We start from the raw sequence: 23,153 nt of genomic DNA, 5'->3' as shown, positions 1-23,153 counted from the left end.
CCGCGACCCTGAGTGGAACGGCAACGGGCACCAAGGACACGGCTCGAATCCTCCGCAGCAGCAGCCAAATACAGGGTGGAATCAGCAGTCGGATTCAGGGTGGAACCAACAGGCTAATACCGGCTGGGGGCAGCCAGAACAGCCGTCAGACAACGGCTGGGGTCAGCCGAACGAGCATGCCGGAAATGGTTGGGGTAATGGCCCTGCCGCGACTCCCGTGCCTCCTCCCGCGACCCCATACCCCAGGCCGAAGCGCCCACAGAGTGAATCCGTTTCGGCGCAGGCCCCGCAAGACCAATATCAACAGCCCCCGCAGCAACAGCAGTACCCGCAGCAACCGCAGGCGCCGGTGCAGAACCCCAATGCCCAGTATGGCCAGGGGCCCTATGCCGCCGCACAGACAGGGAAGCCGCGCAGTCGGAAGGGGCTCATCGCGCTGGGCGTAGTTCTCATCGTGGTCGTCGCCCTCGGAATCGGGTGGGGCGCAGCGACTCTGTTCGGCAATGACTCCGACGGTGACACGGTTGCGGCACCGGCCTCATCGGATGCGAAGACCCCGGGAGGTGAGGCCTCGTCGAGTCAGGGTCCCTCAGAGAGTCCCGAACCCTCGGAGTCACCATCACTGTCGAATGACCCCGCGAAGGCTCTCGATCAGCTGATCGAAGGTGACAGACCCAGCGTCAAAGCCGACCTCAACGGGAAGTGGGTGCCGCAGCTGAGCTCGAAGAAGCTGGACCTGGAGGCCGAGGGGAAAGTCTGGAAGGAAAAGGACATTCTCGCCGAACACCAAGAGCTGCGGGAAGAGTATCCCCGCGTGCAGCTGGTGTGGTCTGGCGACTTCGCCAGCTTCAAAGAAGACAACTTCTGGGTCACCGTTGTGGGAATCGGATACGACGACCCCGAGGAGGCGCTGTCCTGGTGTTCGTCACACGGACTGGGAGCCGACTACTGCTATGCCAAGCAGCTCAACACCTCGGGTGGGATCGACGGCACAACCCGACTCCAGGACTGAGGTCAGCAGTCTGACCCAGTCACACTCGTCGGCGGTTGCGCACCAGATACACGACGAGGCCGATGGCCAACCACACCGCACCGATGATCAGTGCCAGAGGATTCGCGCTGACTAAGACGATGGCGAGCAGGATGGCGCCGATGATCGGAATCGCCCCGTGTGTGAACCAGCTCGGGGTCTCAGAACCCTTGCGCTTGACGAGGAAATAGCCGACCACTGAGGCCTGGACGAAGATGAATGCGCTCAGCGCGCCGACATTGACGATGGACGTGAGCTGGTCGAGTCCGTCCGCACGGGTCGTGGCCCAACCGGCAACGATGACGTTGCCGACAGCGGCGACGAGGATTCCCTTCCACGGAACACCGGTGCGCGGCGAGACTTGGCTCAGGAACTTCGGCACCTGGCCTTTGCGCCCCATGTCCATGAGGATGCGGGAGCCGGCGGCCTGTCCGATCATGGCCGAGAATGCCGCACCGACGGCCTTGGCCAGGGCCAGCAGCCAGTGGACCCATGTCCCGAGGGTGGCATCGACGGCATCGTAGTAGGCGGCACCCTCCAACTCGGGATTGGCCTGCAGCTCGGCAGGGGAGACCGGCGAGAGCAGGCTGCCGACCCAGGTCTGCGCCACGAAGAAGACCCCGGCGAGAATCAGGCACACCAGGGTGGCGCGTCCGACGATCTTCGGCCCGCCTTTGGCCTCCTCGGCGAAGGTCGCCAGGGAGTCGAAGCCGAGATAGGACAGGACGGCCACAGACACCGCAGCCAGTACAGCAGTGATCGAGAACGCGCCCACGCCGGTCAGTGGGGACAGCCAATCACGGCTGGGTCCATTGGCGGCCAGGAAGATGATGCCGAGCACGAGGACCAGCCCGAGAACGAGCACTTCGATGACGACCACGAGCGTGATCACCCGTGAGGCGATCTTCACGCCCGCGAGGTTGAGCCCGGTGGTGAGGATGACGGCGATGCCGGTGAACAGCCACACGGGAATGCTCGGGAAGATCGAGTTCAGAGCGATGCCCGTGAACAGGTACGCCACGGACGGGATGAACAGATAGTCGAGGAGGATCATCCAGCCGGCGGTGAATCCGGCTCGCGGTCCGATTCCCGCCGAGGCGTAGGCGAAGACCGTCCCGGCCCGCGGGATCTCCCGCGACATGCGCATATAGCTGACCGCGGTGAACGACATGACGATCGTGGCCACAATGTAGACGAGGGCGACCGCACCACCCGAGTTCGCGTCGAGCGTGCCGAAGACACCGACAGCAGCCGCCGGCCCGATGAATACCAGACCGATGAACACCAGTTCGGTCAATCCGATGCTGCGGTGAAGCTCACCTGACTTCCCCGTGGCTCCCTTGGCTCCTGTGGCTCCTTCGGTGGAGGAGCTCATGCTTTGCCGACCAGCTTCGTGGCCACAGCCAGGTCCTCCCATGACATGCCGGAGCCCTTGAAGATGAGCGTCTGGTCGGGGTCGGCGCTGACCTCGCCGTTGCTGAACGCCTTCATCGTTATCAGCGAGTCCGCGTTCAGCGCACCGTCGGAGATAGCGAGGACGACGTCTCCGCCTTCGCGCAGAACGGTGCTGAGATCTTCGACCACGACCATCGCCGAGGTGAAGAGCTCGGCTGGCAGCTCACGTGAGTGGGGGTCGTGGGAGCCGCAGGCCATGACCACGGCGCCGGGTTTGACGAGATCTGCGGCGAACAGGGGCTCGCTTGCGGTGGTGGCGGTGACGATGATGTCGGCGGCACGGATGGCCTCGTCCACCTCGGCGGTCTGAGCCTGCAGCACTCTGCCGCGTTCATGGACATCGGCGGTGACCTGATCGGGGGAACGGACGACGAAGCAGACGTCTGCGAGCTCGACGTCGAGGACGTCGGCGATGGTGTCGGCATGTCCTGTCCCCTGTGGGCCGGCACCGAAGACGACGACATTGACGGGCTGAGTGAACCTGTTCAGTGCGGGTTCGACCGCGGCCAGGGACACGGCCGGGGTGCGCAGCGTCGTCAGTGCGGCACCATCGATGACGGTGCGCAGCTCAAGAGTGGTGGCGTCGTACATGAGGTACTGGGCCATGATCCGCGGGAGGCCGCGCTCGCTGTTGGCGACGGAGACGCCGACGAGCTTGACCCCGACCCAGTCGCCGATCTCTGCGGGCATGAAGATCATGTTGCCGGCGGTCACGTCGCTGATGGTGCGCGGAATGTCATTGCTGGGATCGAAATCGCCCGCGAGCGCCTCTCGCAGGGAAGCGACCGCCTCGGCGGGGGTCAGCGTGGCGAATACAGCCTCGGTGTCGAGATTCTTCACTTCGTCCATCGGTGTGCACATCCTTCGTGATTCGGCCTGGGAACTGACCTTGTGCAACTGACTTTATGCCACCCCCGACTGGGGTGTGAATGCTCTTCCGGAAGCGAAACGGTGAGGTTGGACCCGAAGCGGCTGGATCGTGCGTTGCAGACCTGCCACAGCTGAGCAGTCGATCGGCGCCGAGGTGCCAATACGATGGTGAGCACGAGGAGCTGACGACGAAGGGAGGGGCAGGCCATGGTTGACCAGAATGCTTGGACGCCGCCCCAGGCTGGACCGCCGTATCCGCCGCAGTTCCCGATGCCGCAGCCACCTTCGTCGCCCCCACCCCGGCTGCCTTCGGTGGTTCCCTGGATTCTGCTCATGGTCGCCGGTGTTCTCGGGATGCTGCTGGCGCTCGGGATCATCATGATTCCCGGAGTGCTGTTCCTGCTCGGCGGGGGCGGCAACGTCGATGCCTTTGATGATTTTGCCTCCGGTTTCATCCTCACCAGCCACATTCTGGGCTTTGCGTCGCTGGCAGCGTTGATCCTGGGCATCGTGCTCACCGTCATCACCGCGAGGAAGCGCCGCCGGATCAGAGACGCGGCAATGGGCTGGCACCGCCCGAGGTGAGGAGCCAACTGCTCATACTCCGCGTTGAGCCACCGAGGCGGCGACCTCGTGGAGGATCTCAAGCGCGGCGGCGATGATCGGCTGACCGGCCGATCCGCTGCGGACTCCGGTGAGGATCTTCCGGGACGGGACCGGGTCGCCGCGCAGCGGAACGCGAGCCACATCGTAGCCCTCGGGCAGCCTGGCCAACCGAGGGATGAGCGCTACCCCCAACCCGGCGGAGACCAGGGCCGCACCTGTCTCCCACTCCCGGGACTGATGGGCGTTCTCGGGGAAGAATCCGGCCGCCGCGCATGCCGTTCGCACCAGCCGGTAGTAGGGGGAGCCCGGGCGGTCGAGGATCCAGCTCTCCTCTGCGGCCTCGCTCAGCGACACCGCAGAACGAGTAGCGAGACGATGATCGCTGTGGACGAGGAGGTCGAGCCGGTCGCTGACCAGCGCATTCTGTTCGAACCTGACGTCGCTCCGGGGCGGCAGAGGATCCGTGGCCACGACGACGGCGATATCGGCCTGCTCGGTGACGAGGAGCTCGAAGCACTCCTCCGGCTCGGCCTCGATGATGGTCACCTGCGAATCGGGGAAGAGCTCATTCACCTTCTCCGCAGTCGGCGGAAGCAGAGTTGCCGCCGCGGTTGAGAAGCCGCACAGGCGCAGGCGTCTTTGGCGCATCGGACTGCCCGCGTCCGCCTCGGCGAGTTCGCCCCGAATCTCCTCCCATCGGGTGAAGAGCTCCTGGGTCCGCTCGAGCAGCAGCTGACCCACGCGAGTGAGAACCAGGCCCCGGCCGCGCTGTTCGAGGATGGTCAGACCCAGGTCCTTGGACAGGGATCGCAGCTGGTGGGACACGGCCGATGGAGTGTATCCGAGACGGTGTGCGGCCTCGGTGAGGGTGCCGACCTCGGCGAGGACTCGGAGAACCTGGAGACGCCGATCAATCATGCAATATTGTTGCACGATCGAGTGGAAAAAGATTCGCTTTTCTTCGCAGGTCTTCCGGCGGACACTGGCCTTAAGCAATAACAGCAGCAACAACAGCAGCATCAGCTACAGCAATCGCAGCGAGGCGGTGACACCGATGACTTTGGCACCTGAAGTCGATCCCCGGACAGACAACCCTGACAACCCCGACCGGCTCATCGACGAGCGTCGGCCCGGGTACTGTTTGGATGCCCCGTTCTACCTCTCCGAGGAGTTCTTCCGCCGCGACATCGACGCCGTGTTCGCCTCGACGTGGATCTTCGCAGCAGCAGCCGCCGAGGTGCCAGAGTCCGGCGATTTCGTCACCATCGACATCGGCGACTATTCGGTCATCATCATCCGCGATGACGATGAGAACATCCGCGCCCACCACAACGTCTGCCGGCACCGCGGCGCTCGCCTCCTGTCCGAGGCCAATGGGTCCGTGGGCAACATCGTGTGCAGCTACCACCAGTGGACCTACTCGCCCGAGGGCGACCTCATGTCAGCAGGTGTCCAAGCACCAGGATTCGATCGCACCTGCTTCTCCCTGCGCTCGGTCAACGTCCGCGTCGTTGCGGGACTTGTCTTCATCTGCCTTGCCCAGAATCCACCCGAGGACTTCGCCGAGGTGGCCGAGCGGATCGCGCCCTACATCGAACCGCACGCCCTGGACAAGACCAAGGTCGCAGCCCAGGTCGACCTCATCGAGCATTCCAACTGGAAGCTCGTGATGGAGAACAACCGCGAGTGCTATCACTGCGAGGCCGGGCACCCGGAGCTGACCTGCACGTTCTTCCCGACCTATGGCTACGCCCCAGAGGAGATTCCGAAGCGACTCAAGCCTGCCTACCAGCGCTACCTCGACGCCGAGGAGAGACTGCGGGTCAACAGCGAACGCAACAACCTGCCCACGCAGCTCATCGCAGAGCTCAGCGGCCGAGCTACCGGCTTCCGGATCGAACGGGCCGCCCTCGACGGCAAAGGTGAGTCGTACACGATGGACGGTGGGGTCGCCTCGGCGAAGTTGTTGGGTGATCTTGATACCCCTGAGCTGGGGCGACTGTCGATGCACACGCAGCCCAACGCCTGGTTCCACTTTATGGGCGATCACGCGGTGACCTTCTCCCTCGTCCCGCTGGGCCCCGACCGGACGCTGGTGCGCTCGACGTGGCTGGTCCATGAGGATGCGGTTGAAGGCGTCGACTATGACGTCGAGAACCTCACGACCGTGTGGGTGAAGACGAACGAGCAGGACGCGGCCCTGTGTGCGAAGGCCCATCGCGGGATCTCGTCACCGGCCTACGTTCCCGGACCCTATGCGCCCACGGAGAGCGACCTCGAGGAGTTCTGCACCTGGTATATCGAACGGCTGCAGGCCCACAGGGCACAGAACAGCACAGGAGGGCAGAGCCGATGACGATCGACCAGGAAACACTGCACGCTGGCTTCGCAACAGTCCCCGGCGTTGGCACGACAGCCCCAGGCGTTGGCACGGCGACCCCGGAAGCCGACGCGGAACTGACTGGGATGGTCGAATGCGTGTCCATCACCGAGGTCACTCACAACGTGAAGAGCTTCGAACTCTTCGCGCCCTGGATGTCCAGGATCGACTTCGAGCCGGGGCAGTACGTGACGGTGCGCATTCCCGAACTCGAGCGTGAACGCTGCTATTCGATCGCCTCGGCGCCGTTCGGGACGAACACATTCACGCTGACCATCAAGCGCGTGGACGGCGGCGCGGTCTCGACCTACTTACACGATGTGCTCAAGGTCGGCGACCGCATCCACGTCGACGGACCCTACGGCCTGTTCAGCACCAGTTTCCACCCGGCCGAAAAGCACCTGTTCGTCTCGGGCGGCTCGGGCATCTCCCCGATCATGTCGATGGTCCGGTCCCTGCTGGCCAGGCAGGCCGGGACGCCGACCGACATCGTGCTCATCCACAATGCGGCCACTCCGTCCGACATCATCTTCCGACCTGAACTCGAGCAGCTTGCCGAGGTTCCCGGAGTGAGTGTGGTGACGATGTGCTCCCGGGATTCCGCTGCTGAGGTGGGAGAGTCCGATTCCGAAGTGAGAGAGGCCCAGGTGTGGGCTGGTCGTCGGGGCCGCATCACCAGAGATACCCTCGCCGAGGTGGTTCCCGAGTTGGCAGATCGCGAGACCTTCGTCTGTGGTCCCGCCGACTACATGGCCGCGGTCCGGATCATGCTCGACGAGCTCGGCGTGCTCGGCTCTCGGGTCCACGAGGAGTCCTTCGTGTTCGCGACGACCCCGGCCGAGCGGCTGGCGCGGAAGGAACGCGTAGCCGAAGCAGTGGGTGCACCAGTGTCAGGGGCCAGTTCGGCTTCGCAAGCAGCTGAGGGCGTCTGCAGCGGCTCGGCGCTGGCGAGTTTCGGCATCGAGTTCACTACCAGCGGCAAACACGTCGACTGCGATCCTGAGACCACAGTGCTCGACGCAGCTGTCGAAGCCGGAATGGTCTTCCCCTCCTCCTGTGAAGAGGGAATGTGTGGAACCTGCAAGTCGGTCCTGGTCAGCGGCGAGGTCGAGATGAACCACGCAGGAGGCATCCGCCCCAAGGAGATCGCGGCCGGGAAGTTTCTGCCCTGCTGTTCGACGCCTTTGAGTGACCTCGTTGTGGAGCGGTGACTGAACTCAGCCGACTGCGATGCTGACGACGATCTTCTGCACTCGGGCGATGAGCTCGTCGAGGTCGTGCCCCTCAATGCGGATCCACTGCTCCAGCTGAGCGGCCGAGAGCACGGACATGACCGCCTCGGCGCGCAGCTGCGCATCGTCTGCTCGGACTTCTTCGATGAGGATCTCGACGTGGCGGCGCCAGAAGGGATAGCCCACTCGGTCGAATCGTCCGCGCGGACTTGAGTCCTCGGTGAGGAGGACGAGATCGAGGTTGCTCGAGACATGCCTGATATATGCCTCGGCGAAGGCCGCCAGTCGCTCGCTGCCGGGCGCACCCGGACCCAGCGGCGGCGGTCCCTGCAGCATCCGCGCGTGCATATCCCGCACCCGATCGTCGAGCAGCGCCGAGGCGATTCCAGCTTTGTCGGTGAAGTTCCGGTAGAGAGTGCCCTTGCCGACCTGTGCTCGCCTGGCCAACTCGTCCATGGTCAGTCCAGCCACGCCCTCGTCGGCGAGCAGCTGTGCCGCAGAGTCGAGGATGCGACGCCGATTCCGCTGAGCGTCGGCGCGCAGACATCGACATCGATTTCGAGGAGGTAACGATGACATTCATCAAGGTTGAACAACACGGCGGTCCAGAGGCTTACGTGCAGGTGGACAACGAGGAACTGGTACCCGCTGAGGGGCAGATTCTCGTCGAGCTGAGCGTCTCGGGAGTGAACTTCCTCGACGTGGTCCAGCGTCGCAAGGCCCTGCCCACGCCTTTTCGTGCCGGAGTCGAAGGCGTCGGCACGGTCGTGTCCACCGGCGACGGTATCTCAGGTTTCGAGGTCGGTTCGCGCGTCGGTTGGATGGCTGGTGGGCAGGGAAGCTTCTCCCAGTTCGCTCTCGTACAGGCGGCCAAGGCAGTTCCATTGCCCGACGACATCGACGATGAGACCGCGGTTGCCGCTCTCATGCAGGGCATCACCGCTCACTACCTGACCACGGACACCCATCCGGTCACATCCGGTGATGTCGTGCTCATCCACGCGGCGGCGGGCGGGCTCGGCCAGCTGCTCACGCAGGTGGCGGTGCTCAAGGGAGCCACAGTGATCGGCACGACCTCCTCTGCGGAGAAGGCCGAAATCGCCCGGGCGAACGGCGCGAGCCATGTCTTCGGCTACGGAGACTTCGCGGAGAAGACCCTGGAAGTCACGGACGGTATCGGCGCCTCCGTCATCTACGACGGCGTCGGCAAGACCACCTTCGACGATGATCTCAAAGCCGTGCGCACCCGCGGCACGATCGTCGTCGTCGGCAACGCCAGCGGTCCGGTCGACCCGGTCGACGTCAACACGCTCAACACCTCGGGCTCGCTCTTCCTCACCCGCCCCACCGTCGCCGACCACGTCCGCACCGCAGATGAGATCCGCGGCAGGACAGAGGAGATCTTCGCCTGGATACGCAACGGAGACCTCAAGGTGAGCATCGGCGCCCGCTATTCCATCGCCGAGGTGGCCGATGCCTTCACGGCACTCGAATCCCGGGCGACGACCGGAAAGATCATCCTCGAGCACTGAGTTCTCTGCGCGCAGTCGCGAGATCTACTGCGTGAGCTTGGCCTCGCGCAGCCCGTAGGTTCCCAGCACATAGGGTTTGAAGTCAACGACGTCGCTGCTGATTCCGTACAACGCCTTCTGGTAGGCGACCGGGATGATCGGGGCATCGTCGGCGACCTTCTGCTGGATCTTCGCGTAGAGCTCGTTCTGCTTGTCCGTATCGGGTTCAGCCAGAGCCTGAGTCGACCACTTCTTGACTTGCGGGTTGCCATAGCCGGAGCGGATGCCCGAGTCGTCGGTGACCGCGAGGAAGTTGATCATCTGCGAAGTGTCGGAGACGTCGGAGGTCGCATAGCCGACCTGGACCTCGAAGTCGCCGTTGGTGCGGTTGGTCACCAGGGTCGCATCGTCGAGTTTCTGTACATGGACCGTGATCCCGAGATCCTGCCACGACTGCTGGGCGATCTGCGCCAGCAGTTCACGGTCGGCCACGCCGGAGGGGATCTGGATGGTGATCTCCAGCCCTTCCGCGTGGTCGGACTCAGACATGAGCTTCTTGGCCTTGTCCATGTTGTACTCCCCGCCGTTGACGCCTTCGGCATGGCCGGTCAGACCAGGGGAGATGAAGGAGCTTGCCGGATCCGCGTAGCCGGCATAGACGACATCGACAACGGACTTCCGGTCGACCGCGTAGGACATCGCCCGGCGCACCTTCGGGTCGTCAAGACCCTTCAGCGTGTTATTGAGGTTGAAGTAGAGGATCTTCGTCGATTCGAAGGCAGTGGCCGAGACATCCTGTGACCGGTCCATGGTGCTCATGCTCAGAGGAGCAGGTTCCTCATCGATGTGGGCCTGCCCGCCCTGGAGCTGGAGTCTGCGGGTGTTGTCCTCGGAGACCACATTGAACGTCACCGAGTGCAGATTCGGCACACCTTCTTCCCAATAGTCGTCGTTGCGCACGAGTTTGAGGCTCTGCCCTTTCGACCAGGAGTCGACCTTGAAGGGTCCTGTGCCGTCGGCATGAGTAGCCATGTATTCGGCATCGTGGCCGCCGAAGTCCTCCGGGTAGATCGCGGCTGCGAACAGTGCCATATAGCTGGGCAGCGGCCCCCACGGTTTGGACAGCTCGATCTTCACAGTGGAGTCGTCGACCTTTTTGACGTCGTCGATGAGGGTGAACTCCCCGGCCCAGAGATTGGCGTCGTCGTTTTGGTCTCTCGCATAGTTGAGGGAGAAGACGACGTCATCGGCCGTCAGCTCCTTGCCGCTGTGGAATTTCACGTTCTCACGCAGATTGAACGTCCACGAGAGCTTGTCCTTCGATTCCTTCCAGTCCGTTGCGAGTCCCGGGACGACTCCGGTCCCATCTGGTCTGTTCAGCGTCAGCGTTTCGTACACCTGCTGCAGGGTCCAGATATCGGCATTCTGCGTCGTGGTCGGCGGCAGCAGGGTGGTGACGTCCTTGCCGCGAGCAAAGATAAGGTCGCCGCCGTTGGCAGGCGCCTCCTCATTGCCCGTTCCGCACCCGGTGAGTATCAGCAGGGACGCGGCGATGACGGCGAGGAATTTAGACGTACGCTGACCGAACATCAACGGCCTCCTTCGCTCGACGAGGTAGTTCGCCGTTCCGGAGCCCGCTCGAGGAAGGCACTGTCGAACCGGGGTATGGCCTGGAGCAGGGACTTCGTGTAGTCCTCGCGAGGGTTGTGGAAGATCTCAGCCGTCGAACTGCTCTCGACGAGGACTCCGTTGTGGATGACGCAGACGCGCTCGCACAGGCTCTTCACCACGGCCAGGTCATGGGAGATGAAGAGGATCGACAGTCCCAGCTCTTCACGCAGGCGGGCGAAGAGGGCGATGATCTCTGCCTGCACGCTGACATCAAGGGCGGACACCGCCTCATCGGCCACGATCACCTCGGGCTGGACCGCGAGTGCTCGGGCAATGGCCACGCGTTGGCGCTGACCGCCGGACATGGCTGTGGGAGTCCGGTCGAGGAATTCGACCGGCAGGCGCACCATGTCCATGAGTTCGGCGCATCTGCGCTTCAGGCCTGCTCCCGAGGCGAGCTTATGGTGTCTGATCACCTCGGTGAGTGTGCTCCGCACCGTGTACCGAGGATCAAGGGAGGCGAATGGGTCCTGGAACACCATCTGGACGACCCGCCACTGCTTCGCGCTGCGCTTCGGCTCGAGCTCGTGGCCATTGAAGGAGATGGTGCCCGAATAGTCGCGCTGCAGACCGCAGATGACTCGGGAGACCGTGGATTTTCCGGAGCCTGACTCTCCGACCAGGCCGACGATCTCACCCGGGGCGACCTCGATGCTGACATCATCGACCGCGGTGAACGCTCGCTCGCCCCGACCGAAGGTCACGGTGATGTTCTCGGCTTTGAGGCCGGAGCCCGCCGATGAGACTCGCCCGGACGATGTGCTCGAGCTCGATGACGAGCCGTCGCCGGAGCCTGTGCCTGGGCGGGAGGCGTCGTCGCCCTGTGCCAGCAGTCGTGTGGTCATGTCGCCCTCTCCAACTGCACTCCATCGTCGATCCGTGGAGTCGCCGACAGGAGTCTGCGTGTGTAGTCCTCCTGCGGATCGTCGAAGATACTCTGCAGATTCCCGTGCTCGATGATCTTCCCGCTCTTCATCACGCTGATGCTCGTGCACAGCTGCGCAACGACAGCGAGATCATGGGTGACGTAGAGCAGACCCAGCCCTTTCTCCTGCTGCATCGTGCGGAACAGGTCGAGCACCTGGGCCTGGATCGTGACATCCAATGCCGTCGTTGGCTCGTCGCAGAGAAGGATCTCCGGCTCCTGGGCCAGCGCGGCGGCGATCATCACACGCTGTCGCATGCCCCCGGAGAGCTGGAACGGATAGTCCGAGACTCTGCGTTCGGGATCGGCGATGCCGACTCGGTCCATGAGCTCGATCGCGAGGTCATGAGCGGCGCGCTTCGACAGGCCCTTGTGCTCGGCAATGGCATCGGTGATCTGCCGTCCCACCTTCATCACGGGATTGAGCGCGATCGCCGGCTCCTGGAACACCATCGAAATTCCGGTGCCGCGCACCTTCTGGTCGTAGCCTCGGCTGCTGCCCGAGGTGAGGATGTTCTTTCCTCGGAAGCGGACCTCCCCGTCGACGACGGTGGCCGCCGGCGGCAGCATGCCGAGGATCGTGCGCAGGGTCATGGACTTCCCGGACCCCGATTCGCCGACAAGGCCCATCGGTTCACCGGGCTCGAGGGTGATCGACACATTGTCCAGTATCCGGTGCCTGCCGACCTCTCCGTCGATGTCGACGGTGAGTGAGTCGACCTCCAACAGGGGCTGAGATGTCGCGGACGCACTGCTCATTCGGCTCACCTCTTCGGCTTCAGGATGTTGGTCAGGCCGTCGCCGATGAGCGCCAGGGCCAGGGAAACGAGGACGACGGCGAAGCCTGGCCACAGGATGAGTCCGTAGTTGCCTGTGCCCATGTACTGCTGGCCGTCGTTCATCATCTGCCCCCAGTCTGCTGTCGGTGGGACGATGCCCATGCCGAAGAAGCTCAGGGTCACGACGACTCCGATGTTGAGCACGATGTCACTCATGCCGTAGATGATTCCCTGGCTGACGGTGTTCGGGATGACGTGGCGGGCTAAGATCCGCGGAGTCGAGAGTCCGCTGGCTCGGCAGGCGGAGATGAATTCCTCTTCGCGCAGGACGAGGACCTCGCCGCGGACGATGCGAGCGTAGGCGACCCAGGACACGAGGCTGATCGCCACGAAGATGCTGGCCATGCCGTTGCCCATGACGAAGACGAGCACAATGACGAGGACATAGAAGGGGAAAGCCGAAACGATATCGGCCAAGCGCATGATGACGACATCGACCCACCTGCCGAAATAACCCGCCAAAGCTCCCAGAACGGTGCCCAGGATGAAGGGGACGATGACGGCGATGACGGCGACCATGAGGTCGACCCGACCACCGTTGAGGAACCGGGAGAGGATGTCGCGGCCCAGCTGATCGGTTCCCATGGGGTGGGCGAGCGAGGAGGGGCCGAAGGCGTTGAGCAGATCCTGACGGTTGGGATCGGCAGTGACGAACAGTGGTCCGATTGCCAGGACGGCGACGATGAGGCCCATGATGGCCAGTCCGACCCACAGCTGCAGATTGTGGCGACGCAGGAACGCCGGCAGCGGCATCGTGAACCGAGCCTGGGGTGCGGTCTTGGAAGTGAGAGATTCGGCGGACATGCTCAGCCTCCCAGCCGTACGCGCGGATCGACGACGCTGTAGATGATGTCGGTGAGCAGATAGACAAGGACGACGAGGATGCCGAAGACGACGGTCAGAGCTTGGACGACGTTGTAGTCACGGGCCAGCACCGACTGCATGAGCAGCGAACCAGCACCCGGGATCGCGAACACGTTCTCAACGATCAGAGCCCCGCCCACGAGGTGTCCGACCTGGATGCCGAGGATCGAGATTCCCGTGATTCCAGCATTGCGGAACGCATAGTTGGTCACGGTCTTCGACCGGCTCAGCCCCTTCGACATCGCGAAGTTCGTGTACTCGGCCGACAGCGAGTCGTTGAGAGCCGCGGTCAGGCTGCGGATGAGGACCGGACAGATCGTGAGCGCGACCGCGATGCCCGGCAGCACCAGAGAATACAGATGCTCGCCGAGGTTGCGCCCATACCCGCCGACAGGAAACAGTCCCGTATTCACTCCCAGAACCAGAATCAGCAGGGTGCCGACGAAGAACGCCGGCATTCCCTGGACCGTGGCGGTGAAGATCCGGGAGACGATCGCCGCAGTGGGGCTCTTCGTGGCGGCCACCCACAGCGAGATCGGGATGGAGATGGCGACGGCGAAGATGACCGAGACGAGCATGAGCATGAGAGTCGCGGGCATGCGCAGCTTGAGCAGTTCGAGCACGGAGGTCTGGAAGATGAACGAGGGACCGAAGTCGCCGACGATCAGACCGCCGAGGAACTGAAAGTACTGGATGAGGAAGGGCTGATCGAGTCCCCACACATGCCGCAGCTGGGCAACCGCCTCCGGAGTCGCCTTGTCGCCGAGGTAGGCGGCAGCGGGATCGCCGGGAGCCAGCTGCATGAGAACGAACGAGAGTGTGGCAACGCCGAGAACGATGGGAACCATGAGAAGTATGCGTCTGGCGATGTATTTGCCCACAGTCACTCTCTCCATCGATGTGTAAAGGTATGTTCAATCTACCTTTATGTGACTCAGCTAACAATGCTCTGTCGAAAAAAGTCTATCGGCAGACGGGCTTGTCATGGCTCCCTGTCGCTGAGTGTCGCAGATTCACTGAGTGTCACAGAGTCGCTGAGTGTCGCGGAGCTGAGTGCGAAAGAGGCGGCGCTACAGCCCCATTCCCACTCGCAGTCCCTCGAGGACCGCGGCATGGACGTTGCGTGAGGCGACCGCATCACCGATCCGGTACAGCGCGAAGGGAGCGCTCGCCTCGGCGACGGTGCCTGCGGAAGCAGCTCCTCCTGTGGTGGGCGGGATCGCCCCGATTTCGCGATCTGGCTGGGTGCGACCGTGGATCCAGGAATCGATGTCGATCTCACCGTGATTGCTCGAGTGCGGCTTGAGCGCGAAGTAGACGTCGTCGTTGGGTGTCGTCCCGAAATCGACGACCACAGCGTCGGTCTCAAGCTCGGTCTCGATGCCCGAGTAGTCATTGCGCAGGCGTGCGGTGACCAGTTTGCCGTTGATCTTCGGCTTCGCTGCGAGCCTTTCGCCGAGGTGTACCTTGACGCCGAATTCGGAGAACACCTGCAGGTAGGCAGGGGAGTTCATTGATCCGACGTCGACGCCGATGGTGCGTTCGGGGCTGACGTAGGTGACTTCTTGGCCATTGCGAGCCAGGTGTTCGACGGCGTCGAGTGCCGGGTAGAAGCCGTGATCGTCGAAGACGAGGACCCGGGACTTATTGCGCAGGCAGTCGTTCATGACGTCCCAGACGTCGAACGACGGACCCTGCTCGCGGAAAGGGTAGCTGGAGTCGGGGACGCCTCCGGTGGCGATGATGACGACGTCGGGGGACAGCGCGAGGATGTCGTCCTCCTCGGCGAAGGTGTCGAGTCTGATGTCGACGCCGTGCTTCTTGCACTGCTGCGCTCGCCAGTCGATGATGCCGATGAGGTCACGGCGGCGCTGCGAGCGGGCGGCGATTCGCACCTGACCACCCACCGCTTCGTCGGCTTCGAGCACGGTCACCCGATGCCCTCGCACGGCCGCCACTCGTGCGGCCTCGAGACCTGCGGGACCGGCGCCGACGATGACGACGTGTTTGGGACCTGACTCGACGTCGCGAGTGACTTCCTGGGGCAGATCGGCTTCGCGTCCGCTCGCGGGATTGTGGATGCAGGTCGCGGCGCCTGAGGTGTAGATGCTGTCGAGGCACATGTTCGCGCCCACGCAGGGGCGGATATCGTCCTCCCGCTTTTCCTCGATCTTCTTTACCAGGTAGGGGTCGGCCAGCTGCGCCCGGGTCATGCCCACGAGGTCGAGGCAGCCGTCCTCGATCGCGAAGCGGGCTGTGGGTGCATCGGCAATCCGTGCGGCGTGGAGGACGGGGATGTCGATGGCTTGCCGGACGCGACGGCAGGTCTCGAGCCAGGGTGCCGAGGGGGTGCCCATGCCTGGGATCGCCTCGGCGAGTTCCTTGTCGGAGCTGATGCTTCCGACGTTGAGGTTGAGGAAGTCGACGCCGTGGGCGGCATACTCCTTGAGCACCTCGATGGAGGCCTCCTCGGTGATCCCGTCTTCGAGCTGTTCGAGCACGGACATGCGAACGCCGAGGGCGAGCCCGTCCGAGGCTCCGCGCATGGCATCGATGATCTGGAGCGGGAAGCGCATCCGGGCTGCCAGGTCCCCGTTGTACTCGTCCTCGCGCTCATTGAATCGCGAGGCGAAGAAGTAGTCGACGAGGTGGCCGGTGTGCAGGAATTCGAGGCCGTCGAAGCCCGCGGCCTTGACTCGAGCTGTCGCTGCGGCGAAATCGTCGACCACCCGCTCGATGTCGAACTCTTCCATGGCCTTCGTAAAGGACCGGTGGGTGGGTTCGCGGTGGCGGCTGGCGGAGATCAGCGGCAGCCAGTCGGCGGTGAAGTTGGAGTTGCGCGGGCCCAGATGGGTGAGTTGGATCATCACTGCCGTGCCCTCGGCATGGCAGTCATCGGCGATGGCGGCCAACCAGGGAATCACCTCGTCGGTGGAGAGGTCGACATTGCCGAAGGCGGCGGGGGAGTCCTTGGACACGATGGCCGATCCGGCCGTCATCGTCAGTCCGACTCCGCCGCGTGCCTTCTCCCGGTGATAGAGGCGGTAGCGGTCTTTGGGCATTCCGAGCTCGGTGTAGGCCGGCTCATGCGCGGTGGAGACGATGCGGTTCTTGAGCTGAACCGGACCCAGAGTGAACGGCTGGAGCAGGGGGTCGAGGGACAAGGTTCCTCCTTCTTCGCAGGAACGACAGTGGCCGCTTCGCGGCGACCACGCTGTGGTGTCGACGAGCTCAATTCGACTTGATCGAAATGAGAGTAGTCGATAACCGATTACTTCACTCAATCGTGAGTCGTCGTGGTTATGCTGTCAATAGTCATCGAAGGAGAATTTTGGTCACCAGCGAATCAGCAGCACCTGAAGCGAAGGGCCCGGCCTCGGGCAGTCGTGCATTGGGAGGCCACACGTCGGGCAGTCGCGCGTCGCTCCCAGCTCGACCTGAGACGGCCCCGACGCTGCGGGAGCACGCGCTCATCGTCATTCGCCATGCGATCACGACCGGTGACCTCGACGAGGACACGATCTATTCGGCGGCAGGACTGGCCAAGCAGCTGGGCATGTCCCTGAGCCCAGTCAGAGAGGCCATGATGTCTCTCGTCGCCGAGGGGACAGTCGAGGCCGTGCCCAACCGCGGATTCCGCCTGGTGCCGGTCACGCGAGAGGACCTGGAGGAGATCATCCGCATCCGCGCCCTGCTCGCCGGACCTGCGGTCGACGCGCTGTGTGCACGGGCCAGTGAGGATCCGGCGGCGAGTGAGGCCGCCCTCGGCGATCTTCGCACGCACGCCGAGGCCGCTTTGGCAGCGGCGCACGAGGACGACACGATCGGCTTCATGACTGCCGATCGACTCTTCCACGAGCATCTGCTCGAGCACGGTCTTGGCCGCCGGGCAGCCGACATCAGTCTGCGGTTGCGTGACCAGTCGCGAGTCTTCGCGGCCCACTCGATCGCCGCCATCGTCGACGCTGAATCGGCACAGCAGATCGTCGACCTCGTCGGGCTCATCGAAGCCGGCCGGTCGGCCGAGGCGCAGGCCCTGGTCATCGACAATCTCTTCTACTTCAGGCGGACCGAGAACCTCTAGCTACCCACTGAGGTCGGGGAAGCGAACTGGACTGGGAGGTGCACGACGAAGCGGTCGCCCCCACGGATGGGAGCGACCGCCTCGGCGATGGTCAGGACTGTTCGGCGGTCCTGTTGCGACTGCGGATCACACCTTCACGACCGGGATCGGCATGGTGTCCGGATCGAGGTCCGGATTGTCATCCTGGGTGCGAACGAGCTCGACCGCTTCCTCGTGTGTAGCGACTGTCGGGAACGAACCGAGCAGCGGCCTGTGCGCCGATTCCTTCATCAGGAGCACCGCCACGAAGGCGATGACCGAGAAGAACATGATGTAGAACGCAGGCATGTACGAGTTGCCGGTGAGGTCGATGAGCGCCTGGCTGAACAGCGGCGTGGTGCCGCCGAACAGGGAGACGCCGATGTTGAAGGTCAGGCCCATGGCACCGTAGCGCGATGCCGTCGGGAACAGCGCCGGCAGCGTCGACGCGAGGCAGGCGATGTAGAAGCCGGCCGGCAGAGCCACCATGAACAGCGCGATGACGACGGCCCACATCTCGCCGATCTGCATGACTGCGAAGGCCGGGACCATCAGTACGATCGTCAGTCCTGCAGCGATGAGGAAGACCTTCTTGCGGCCGATCTTGTCGGAGAGACGTCCGATCAGCGGCAGGCACAGGGACATGACGACGAGCACCGGAATTGTGGCCACGGCCGCCTGGACGTTCGAGACCTTGACCGTCTCCTCGAGATACGTCGGCATGAAGCTTGTGAGGGCGTAGCCCACCGTCTGTGAACCGGCGACGATGGCGATGCCGATGAGGATCTCTTTCCAGAAGTGGCGGATGACGCCGATGAGGCCGTGGCGAGCGTACTTGTCGTCCTTGACCTTCACATCGAGGCCCTCGGCCACGTTGGCTTCGAAGCTGGGTGTCTCGGGGATCTTGAGTCGGAACCAGATGGCGACGGCACCGAGGGGGATCGCGATGAGGAACGGGATCCTCCAACCGCCGTCGACCATAGCGTTCTCTCCGGCGACGCTCGTGGAGATGACGGTGGTGATGGCGACGGTGCCTGCACCGGCTGCGAAGCCGAGGTAGGAGCCGACGTCGAGCCAGGAGGCCCAGAAGCCACGCGACTTGTCGGGGGCGAACTCGGAGACGTAGGTGGTCGCACCGGCGTACTCGCCGCCGGTTGAGAATCCCTGGATCATCTTGAGCAGGTAGAGGGGAATGATCACCCACAGGCCGATCTGGGCCGCGGTGGGCAGGACGCCGATGAGCGCGGTAGCGGTGGCCATCGTGGCCATGGTGAAGAAGAGGACCTTCTGGCGACCGATCTTGTCGCCCAGCGGCCCGAGGACCATGCCGCCGAGAGGACGGACGAGGAAGGAGACCGCGAAGCCGAACAGGGTGACGAGGAGACCCATCTGCCGGTCCATGCCTTCGGTGAAGACCGTGGTCATGGTGACTGCCAGGTAACCGTAGACGCCGAAGTCGAACCATTCCATGAAGTTGCCGACTGTGGTGCCGCCGATTGCGGTGCGAATGGATTTCTTCTCGATCACGATGCAGTGGTCGGCCTCTAAGCGCTTCTTCTTGAGTGCTTTCCGCTCCCTGCGGGGCAGCTTCGTCCCATCTGGAATCGGGTTTGCTTGGCCTTCTTACATCAGTGGTTCCTCGTTTCAGATGCAATTCGATTTTCTGACACCCAAAGAGCTCGGGAGTAATTAACTCGAGAGTTACGGGGTGATCGCTTTTCGACAATGCTGAACATCTTTACTCGATTAAACACCCATGTCAACAAATTTTGTGACCCAAATCACGATGAATTGTCTCGCGGTAAATATTCTGTGGGTTCGCTGAAGGCGACCGAAGTATTTACCGAAGAAGAACCTGTTCTTATTGGAGACTGCTCGGGGCACAGGGATTCGGGCGTGCGAACCGGAGATGAGTGGTAGTCGATGCTTCGGCTCGAGGCGCCGTCAGCTCAGATTGAAGTGCCGCCAGTTCAGCTCGAGATGGCGTCAGCTCAGTTCGTGGTGGCGGCTGTGCTCGAGGGGCCATCCTGCGTGGGATCAGGCTCCGACGGTGTGTCGGTATCTGATGGTGGCGGATCCGAGGGGCTCGGCTCCTCCGGCGGCGGTGTCGGCTCGGTGGGCTCCTCCGGCGGTTCCGTAGGCGCAGGGTCCTCCGGCGGCGAAGGCGATGGCTCCGGGGGTGTCTCAGGATCGTCGGGTGTTGATGGTGTCGGTTCTGAAGGCGATTCAGGCTCTGAACTGTCGGATTCCGATGGACCTGAGTCGCCCGGTTCATCTGCTGGGCGATCGTCGTTGCCGCTGTCTCTGCCGCCGTCGTCGCCGCCGGGAATGCTCTTGGCTGATGGGCCGCCGTCTGAGCGGTCGTCTTCGTGCCCCGGGTCTCGGCGTGACTTTTCGTTCCGGTCCCGGTCGGAGTCAGTAGACGACGATGTCTCTGAGCCCGATTTGCGATCGTGCTTGTCCGAGCTCGTGCCGCTGGGAGAACCGGAGCTGCTGCTCTTGTCGTCGTGCTCCGACGAGGAGTCGGCGGGTGAGACCTCAGTGCTCGCACTGCCAGAGCGGAGCCCGGTGTGCTCGTCGTGCTGTGGCACCAGGGCCACGCCGACAAGTGTCCCGAGGAGGCCGATGCATGCGGCGACCACGGGAATGAGAACGGGTTTCGGCATGCTGAAACGCGCTGCGGCAGGTGTCTGGGACGGACTCTGAACAGTTGCAGCGCCCAGTGTTGCAGTGGAAGCGCCTACTGCTTCGGCAGAGTCGGAATCTTCGGCTGCTCCGGAGTCGGTGTCGGCCCCAACCTCAGTATCGGCGACAGCCTCTGCAGCAGCCCCAGCTTCTGAATCGGAGTCGACCTCGGTGTCTGTTGACGCCTCAGGTTCCGGGGCTGATGCTGCTTCAGAGCCAGAGCCAGAGCCAGAGCCAGAGCCAGAGCCAGAGCCAGAGCCAGAGCCAGAAGCGGCGCCTGCGCCGGCTGCGACGGCGAGGCTCGCACCGGCGGCAGCTTCAGCTTTGGGCAGTTCGTCGGCAGATGTGTCGGCGGTCGACTTGTCGGCGGCTGTGGGTTCGGAGTTCGCGGGAGCCGAATCTGGACCTGCGAGAGCTGACTCTGGGACCACAGGTGCTGGTTCGGGAACTGTCTGTGCCAGGGTGTCGGAGAGGCGCTCGATGACGATAGGCGAGGTCAGCAGTGCGGGGATGAGCGCGCCACGGTGGTCGGCGGTTGTCTCGCTGTCCACAGGGCGGACTTTCTGCCACTCGTCCTGCAGTTTTCGGCGTGCACGAGCGGACAGCCGCTCGACGGCGGGTGCGCTGATATTCAGTTGTTCGGCCACAGCCTCGGGTGAGAGCCGTTCGACCTCGTGCAGCCACAGGATCCGCTGCCAGTTGTCGGGCAGGTTCGACAGTGCCTGCGAGAGCAATGCAGGCACTGGAGCCTCAGCCTCAGCCTCAGTCTTAGCCTCAGCCTCAGCTGGAGCATCGTCGTGTGACTCCTGACCACGCGGTGGCGTCGAGCTCGCGAGGTTTTCGTCGCTTGCGGAGTCGACCTCCGAATCGACGGGGGAGCCCACTGCTGAATCGATCTCGACATCCACCATGGGCTGGAGTCCCTCGGCTGTGTCGGCGGATCCGTTGAGCAGGGACCTGAGCACATTGAGGAATGCATCATCGGCGACCTGTCGAGCCTGCGCAGGAGGCAGGGACGATGTTGCTCTGGCCACGGCGTCATCGCGGTAGCGTCGGTAGATCTCGGAATAGGCGCCGGCGGTTCCGAGGTCGATGAGTGAGAGGAGCTCGTTCTCCGTGAAATCGGCGAGTTCTTCCCCTGGCTGGTGTACGTCCACGTCCATCCGGTCCTGAATCAATCGGCAGCGTCAGTCGGTCTGCGGCTCGTCATTGCAGACTGCCTCAGACACAGCAGTGAGGACAGGGGAAGGGCATTCTGTGAGAGATCTATCCTCAGCGGCGACTGTAGCCGACAAGAAGGCTTTGTGCATTCAGTATCGTTATTTGAACAATCAACCAGTCTGCCAGGCCCGGTCGAATCCCGTCGGGCACGGCGACAGCCGTCAGGCCCGACGGCAGCAGTCAGTCCTTGAGGACGCGGAACGTGCTCAGGGTCGCATCGACGCCGCCGCGGACGTGTCCCGATGGGCTGGCAGCGACGGCCTGTAGGAACTCGACGGTCTCTGCAGTGATCCTCTCACCGGGGAGGACATTCGGGATTCCGGGTGGGTACGCGGCCAGCGAGCTGACGCTGGTCCGTCCGATCGCCTCGGCGGCGGGGACGAGTTCGGATTCTGCGAAGTAGGCATCGCGCGGCAGGGCAACCAACTCTCCGGCGTTCGGCAGCGCGGGGATGCCCGAGGCTCTCGTCGCAGACTCGGCCGTACCTGCACCGGGCGTCCCGGAGTTCTCGGCACGGATCTGGTCGAGTGCGTCGAAGAGTCGGCCGAGGTCGGGGGACTTGCCGATGCCGATGAGGGCGACGATCGTCGTGGCCGTCGCCATCTCGGCGAAGATGTCGAACTCCTCGGTCAGGCGCTTGCGCACAGCATGGCCGTCGAGTCCCGTCGAGGTGATGTCGATGGGCAGGCGGAAGGGGTCGATGTCGACGACGTCGGCATGGTTCATGAAGTCTCCGGACAGCAGATGATAGTGCTCGGAGCCCTCGATCCGGGCACGGATCTGGCGGATGTTGTCCAGCGAATCGGCAATCGCATCCTGGGAGTTCACAAGGTCGCGGCGGGCAATGTCGATCGATGCCATGAGGTGGGCGTTCTCGCTGGTCGAGGCCGTCATCATGAAGGCACGGGCCAGGGCCGGTTCGAGCCTGTTCGCGAATTCGGTGTCGCCGAGGTGGAGCAGGGCCGACTGGGTGAATGAGCCGGCGAGCTTGTGTGTACTCATGATGACGATATCGGCGCCCAGGGTCACGGGGGACTCCGGCAGGTCGGGGTGGAAGCCGAAGTGGGCGCCCCATGCGGCATCGATGATGAGGGCGGCACCGGCTTCGTGGGCGACCTCGGCCAGAGCGCTGACGTCGGCGACTGCACCGAAGTAGCTGGGGGTCACCAGGTAGACGGCAGAGACCTTCTCAGGGTGAGCGGCGATGGCATGGCGCAGCGAATCCGGGGTGACTCCATGGGCGATGCCGTTGACCTCGTCGACGTTGGGGGAGACGAAGCCGGGGTTGAGGCCAGCCAACACGATGCCGTCGATGAAGCTCGAATGGGCGCTGCGCTGGGTGACGACGCCCGTGCCCAGGGTGCCGATCGCCAGCGCTGCCATGCGGTTGCCCTGCGAGGAGCCGTTGGTGAGGAACCAGGTGCGCCGCGCGCCCCAGGCCTCGGCGGCCAGCTGCAGGGCTTCGTCCTTCGGGGTGTCGACGCCGAGGTCGATGCCGTCGAAGAGCGGGGGGATGTCCAGGGAGAGGGTGTGCTCGCCGAAGAACTCGGCCTGACCTGCGGAGATTCCCGTGGTGGTGCCGCCGTGTCCGGGGGTGGACAGGAACAGCGAGTCACGCTTGGCCGCCGCCTGCAGTGCATCGGCATAGGGCGCGTAGGTCTTCGCAGTTCCCGGGAATGCCGAATGATCTGAGGCGGAGGTCATGGGGGAGTCTTGATGCACGGTCATGAATCCAGGTTAGGGAGTGACCCCTTGCCGGGAG

At 63.7% G+C, this 23,153-nt stretch carries 19 protein-coding genes; 6 read left to right on the top strand and 13 right to left on the bottom strand.

The window, feature by feature from the left end; genetic code table 11:
• Positions 1-349: 349 nt before the first annotated feature.
• Entirely contained in the window at positions 350-1,012 is a 663-nt protein-coding gene (locus tag CXR25_RS18155) for a hypothetical protein (protein WP_240513655.1), read from the top strand.
• Between the two features lie 19 nt (positions 1,013-1,031).
• Here the strand turns inward: CXR25_RS18155 and CXR25_RS18150 are convergent, their stop codons facing one another.
• Together CXR25_RS18150 and CXR25_RS18145 are read right to left on the bottom strand one after the other, a co-directional pair.
• Positions 1,032-2,405 carry an APC family permease gene (locus CXR25_RS18150; protein ID WP_114384837.1) on the bottom strand — a complete coding sequence of 458 codons (1,374 nt, stop codon included), beginning with the start codon at positions 2,403-2,405 and terminating at the stop codon, positions 1,032-1,034.
• A complete protein-coding gene (locus tag CXR25_RS18145; protein WP_096146131.1) occupies positions 2,402-3,334 on the bottom strand; it encodes an ornithine cyclodeaminase family protein in 933 nt (310 codons plus the stop codon). Before CXR25_RS18145 ends, CXR25_RS18150 begins: the two co-directional genes overlap by 4 nt.
• A gap of 228 nt (positions 3,335-3,562) precedes the next feature.
• Between CXR25_RS18145 and CXR25_RS18140 the strand changes: the two genes are divergently transcribed.
• The gene (locus CXR25_RS18140; RefSeq protein WP_125240853.1) at positions 3,563-3,940 is read left to right on the top strand and encodes a hypothetical protein; all 378 of its coding nucleotides are present in this window, start codon (positions 3,563-3,565) and stop codon (positions 3,938-3,940) included.
• 12 nt (positions 3,941-3,952) lie between these two features.
• On the opposite strand, the gene CXR25_RS18135 is transcribed toward CXR25_RS18140, so the two are convergent.
• Positions 3,953-4,879: a LysR family transcriptional regulator gene (locus CXR25_RS18135; RefSeq protein WP_125240852.1), complete on the bottom strand. Its 927-nt coding sequence runs from the start codon at positions 4,877-4,879 to the stop codon at positions 3,953-3,955.
• A gap of 136 nt (positions 4,880-5,015) precedes the next feature.
• Between CXR25_RS18135 and CXR25_RS18130 the strand changes: the two genes are divergently transcribed.
• The gene (locus tag CXR25_RS18130; protein ID WP_206430640.1) at positions 5,016-6,317 is read left to right on the top strand and encodes an aromatic ring-hydroxylating oxygenase subunit alpha; all 1,302 of its coding nucleotides are present in this window, start codon (positions 5,016-5,018) and stop codon (positions 6,315-6,317) included.
• Positions 6,314-7,552, top strand: a complete 1,239-nt coding sequence (locus CXR25_RS18125; protein WP_125240851.1) for an FAD-binding oxidoreductase — start codon at positions 6,314-6,316, stop codon at positions 7,550-7,552. Before CXR25_RS18130 ends, CXR25_RS18125 begins: the two co-directional genes overlap by 4 nt.
• Positions 7,553-7,558: 6 nt before the next feature.
• Here CXR25_RS18125 and CXR25_RS18120 read toward each other — a convergent pair whose 3' ends face one another.
• On the bottom strand, positions 7,559-8,152 hold the full coding sequence (locus CXR25_RS18120) for a TetR/AcrR family transcriptional regulator (protein ID WP_125240850.1): 594 nt from the start codon (positions 8,150-8,152) through the stop codon (positions 7,559-7,561).
• Between CXR25_RS18120 and CXR25_RS18115 the strand changes: the two genes are divergently transcribed.
• Positions 8,146-9,105, top strand: a complete 960-nt coding sequence (locus CXR25_RS18115; protein ID WP_101639438.1) for a quinone oxidoreductase family protein — start codon at positions 8,146-8,148, stop codon at positions 9,103-9,105. The genes CXR25_RS18120 and CXR25_RS18115 overlap by 7 nt on opposite strands.
• A 24-nt stretch (positions 9,106-9,129) precedes the next feature.
• Here CXR25_RS18115 and CXR25_RS18110 read toward each other — a convergent pair whose 3' ends face one another.
• The 6 genes from CXR25_RS18110 to CXR25_RS18085 all read right to left on the bottom strand — a co-directional run bounded on the left by CXR25_RS18110 (position 9,130) and on the right by CXR25_RS18085 (position 16,547).
• Positions 9,130-10,674, bottom strand: a complete 1,545-nt coding sequence (locus CXR25_RS18110; RefSeq protein ID WP_101639437.1) for an ABC transporter substrate-binding protein — start codon at positions 10,672-10,674, stop codon at positions 9,130-9,132.
• A complete protein-coding gene (locus CXR25_RS18105) occupies positions 10,674-11,600 on the bottom strand; it encodes an ABC transporter ATP-binding protein (RefSeq protein WP_101639436.1) in 927 nt (308 codons plus the stop codon). The genes CXR25_RS18110 and CXR25_RS18105 overlap by 1 nt, the downstream gene beginning before the upstream one ends.
• Positions 11,597-12,439 carry an ABC transporter ATP-binding protein gene (locus tag CXR25_RS18100; RefSeq protein WP_101639435.1) on the bottom strand — a complete coding sequence of 281 codons (843 nt, stop codon included), beginning with the start codon at positions 12,437-12,439 and terminating at the stop codon, positions 11,597-11,599. Before CXR25_RS18100 ends, CXR25_RS18105 begins: the two co-directional genes overlap by 4 nt.
• A 5-nt stretch (positions 12,440-12,444) precedes the next feature.
• On the bottom strand, positions 12,445-13,323 hold the full coding sequence (locus tag CXR25_RS18095) for an ABC transporter permease (protein WP_125240849.1): 879 nt from the start codon (positions 13,321-13,323) through the stop codon (positions 12,445-12,447).
• A gap of 2 nt (positions 13,324-13,325) precedes the next feature.
• Positions 13,326-14,270 (bottom strand): ABC transporter permease, encoded by a 945-nt coding sequence (locus CXR25_RS18090; protein ID WP_164514000.1) that lies wholly within the window; start codon positions 14,268-14,270, stop codon positions 13,326-13,328.
• Positions 14,271-14,453: 183 nt separating this feature from the next.
• On the bottom strand, positions 14,454-16,547 hold the full coding sequence (locus tag CXR25_RS18085; RefSeq protein WP_101639433.1) for an oxidoreductase: 2,094 nt from the start codon (positions 16,545-16,547) through the stop codon (positions 14,454-14,456).
• Between the two features lie 167 nt (positions 16,548-16,714).
• Here CXR25_RS18085 and CXR25_RS18080 point away from each other — a divergent pair, with 167 nt between their 5' ends.
• Complete coding sequence (locus tag CXR25_RS18080; protein WP_241212354.1) at positions 16,715-17,467, top strand: GntR family transcriptional regulator; 753 nt, start codon at positions 16,715-16,717, stop codon at positions 17,465-17,467.
• A 126-nt stretch (positions 17,468-17,593) separates the two neighbouring features.
• On the opposite strand, the gene CXR25_RS18075 is transcribed toward CXR25_RS18080, so the two are convergent.
• The 3 genes from CXR25_RS18075 to CXR25_RS18065 form a co-directional block, all read right to left on the bottom strand.
• Positions 17,594-19,012 carry an MFS transporter gene (locus tag CXR25_RS18075; RefSeq protein WP_236850555.1) on the bottom strand — a complete coding sequence of 473 codons (1,419 nt, stop codon included), beginning with the start codon at positions 19,010-19,012 and terminating at the stop codon, positions 17,594-17,596.
• A 464-nt stretch (positions 19,013-19,476) separates the two neighbouring features.
• Positions 19,477-21,333: an RNA polymerase sigma factor gene (locus tag CXR25_RS18070; protein ID WP_125240847.1), complete on the bottom strand. Its 1,857-nt coding sequence runs from the start codon at positions 21,331-21,333 to the stop codon at positions 19,477-19,479.
• A gap of 238 nt (positions 21,334-21,571) precedes the next feature.
• Complete coding sequence (locus tag CXR25_RS18065) at positions 21,572-23,119, bottom strand: aminotransferase class I/II-fold pyridoxal phosphate-dependent enzyme (RefSeq protein WP_226829854.1); 1,548 nt, start codon at positions 23,117-23,119, stop codon at positions 21,572-21,574.
• Positions 23,120-23,153: the final 34 nt, after the last annotated feature.

This window comes from Brevibacterium aurantiacum, assembly GCF_003932995.1.
GTDB classification, from domain to species: domain Bacteria; phylum Actinomycetota; class Actinomycetes; order Actinomycetales; family Brevibacteriaceae; genus Brevibacterium; species Brevibacterium aurantiacum.
This window is presented reverse-complemented; position numbering and strand designations above follow the sequence as displayed.

What these genes read in the sequence shown, in the direction of transcription:
- CXR25_RS18070 (WP_125240847.1), bottom strand. Translation starts at nt 21,333, where the DNA reads ATGGACGTGGACGTACACCAGCCAGGGGAAGAACTCGCCGATTTCACG.
- CXR25_RS18065 (WP_226829854.1), bottom strand. Translation starts at nt 23,119, where the DNA reads ATGACCGTGCATCAAGACTCCCCCATGACCTCCGCCTCAGATCATTCG.
- CXR25_RS18100 (WP_101639435.1), bottom strand. Translation starts at nt 12,439, where the DNA reads ATGAGCAGTGCGTCCGCGACATCTCAGCCCCTGTTGGAGGTCGACTCA.
- CXR25_RS18130 (WP_206430640.1), top strand. Translation starts at nt 5,016, where the DNA reads ATGACTTTGGCACCTGAAGTCGATCCCCGGACAGACAACCCTGACAAC.
- CXR25_RS18135 (WP_125240852.1), bottom strand. Translation starts at nt 4,879, where the DNA reads ATGATTGATCGGCGTCTCCAGGTTCTCCGAGTCCTCGCCGAGGTCGGC.
- CXR25_RS18120 (WP_125240850.1), bottom strand. Translation starts at nt 8,152, where the DNA reads ATGTCATCGTTACCTCCTCGAAATCGATGTCGATGTCTGCGCGCCGAC.
- CXR25_RS18125 (WP_125240851.1), top strand. Translation starts at nt 6,314, where the DNA reads ATGACGATCGACCAGGAAACACTGCACGCTGGCTTCGCAACAGTCCCC.
- CXR25_RS18095 (WP_125240849.1), bottom strand. Translation starts at nt 13,323, where the DNA reads ATGTCCGCCGAATCTCTCACTTCCAAGACCGCACCCCAGGCTCGGTTC.
- CXR25_RS18115 (WP_101639438.1), top strand. Translation starts at nt 8,146, where the DNA reads ATGACATTCATCAAGGTTGAACAACACGGCGGTCCAGAGGCTTACGTG.
- CXR25_RS18150 (WP_114384837.1), bottom strand. Translation starts at nt 2,405, where the DNA reads ATGAGCTCCTCCACCGAAGGAGCCACAGGAGCCAAGGGAGCCACGGGG.
- CXR25_RS18145 (WP_096146131.1), bottom strand. Translation starts at nt 3,334, where the DNA reads ATGGACGAAGTGAAGAATCTCGACACCGAGGCTGTATTCGCCACGCTG.
- CXR25_RS18105 (WP_101639436.1), bottom strand. Translation starts at nt 11,600, where the DNA reads ATGACCACACGACTGCTGGCACAGGGCGACGACGCCTCCCGCCCAGGC.
- CXR25_RS18140 (WP_125240853.1), top strand. Translation starts at nt 3,563, where the DNA reads ATGGTTGACCAGAATGCTTGGACGCCGCCCCAGGCTGGACCGCCGTAT.
- CXR25_RS18110 (WP_101639437.1), bottom strand. Translation starts at nt 10,674, where the DNA reads ATGTTCGGTCAGCGTACGTCTAAATTCCTCGCCGTCATCGCCGCGTCC.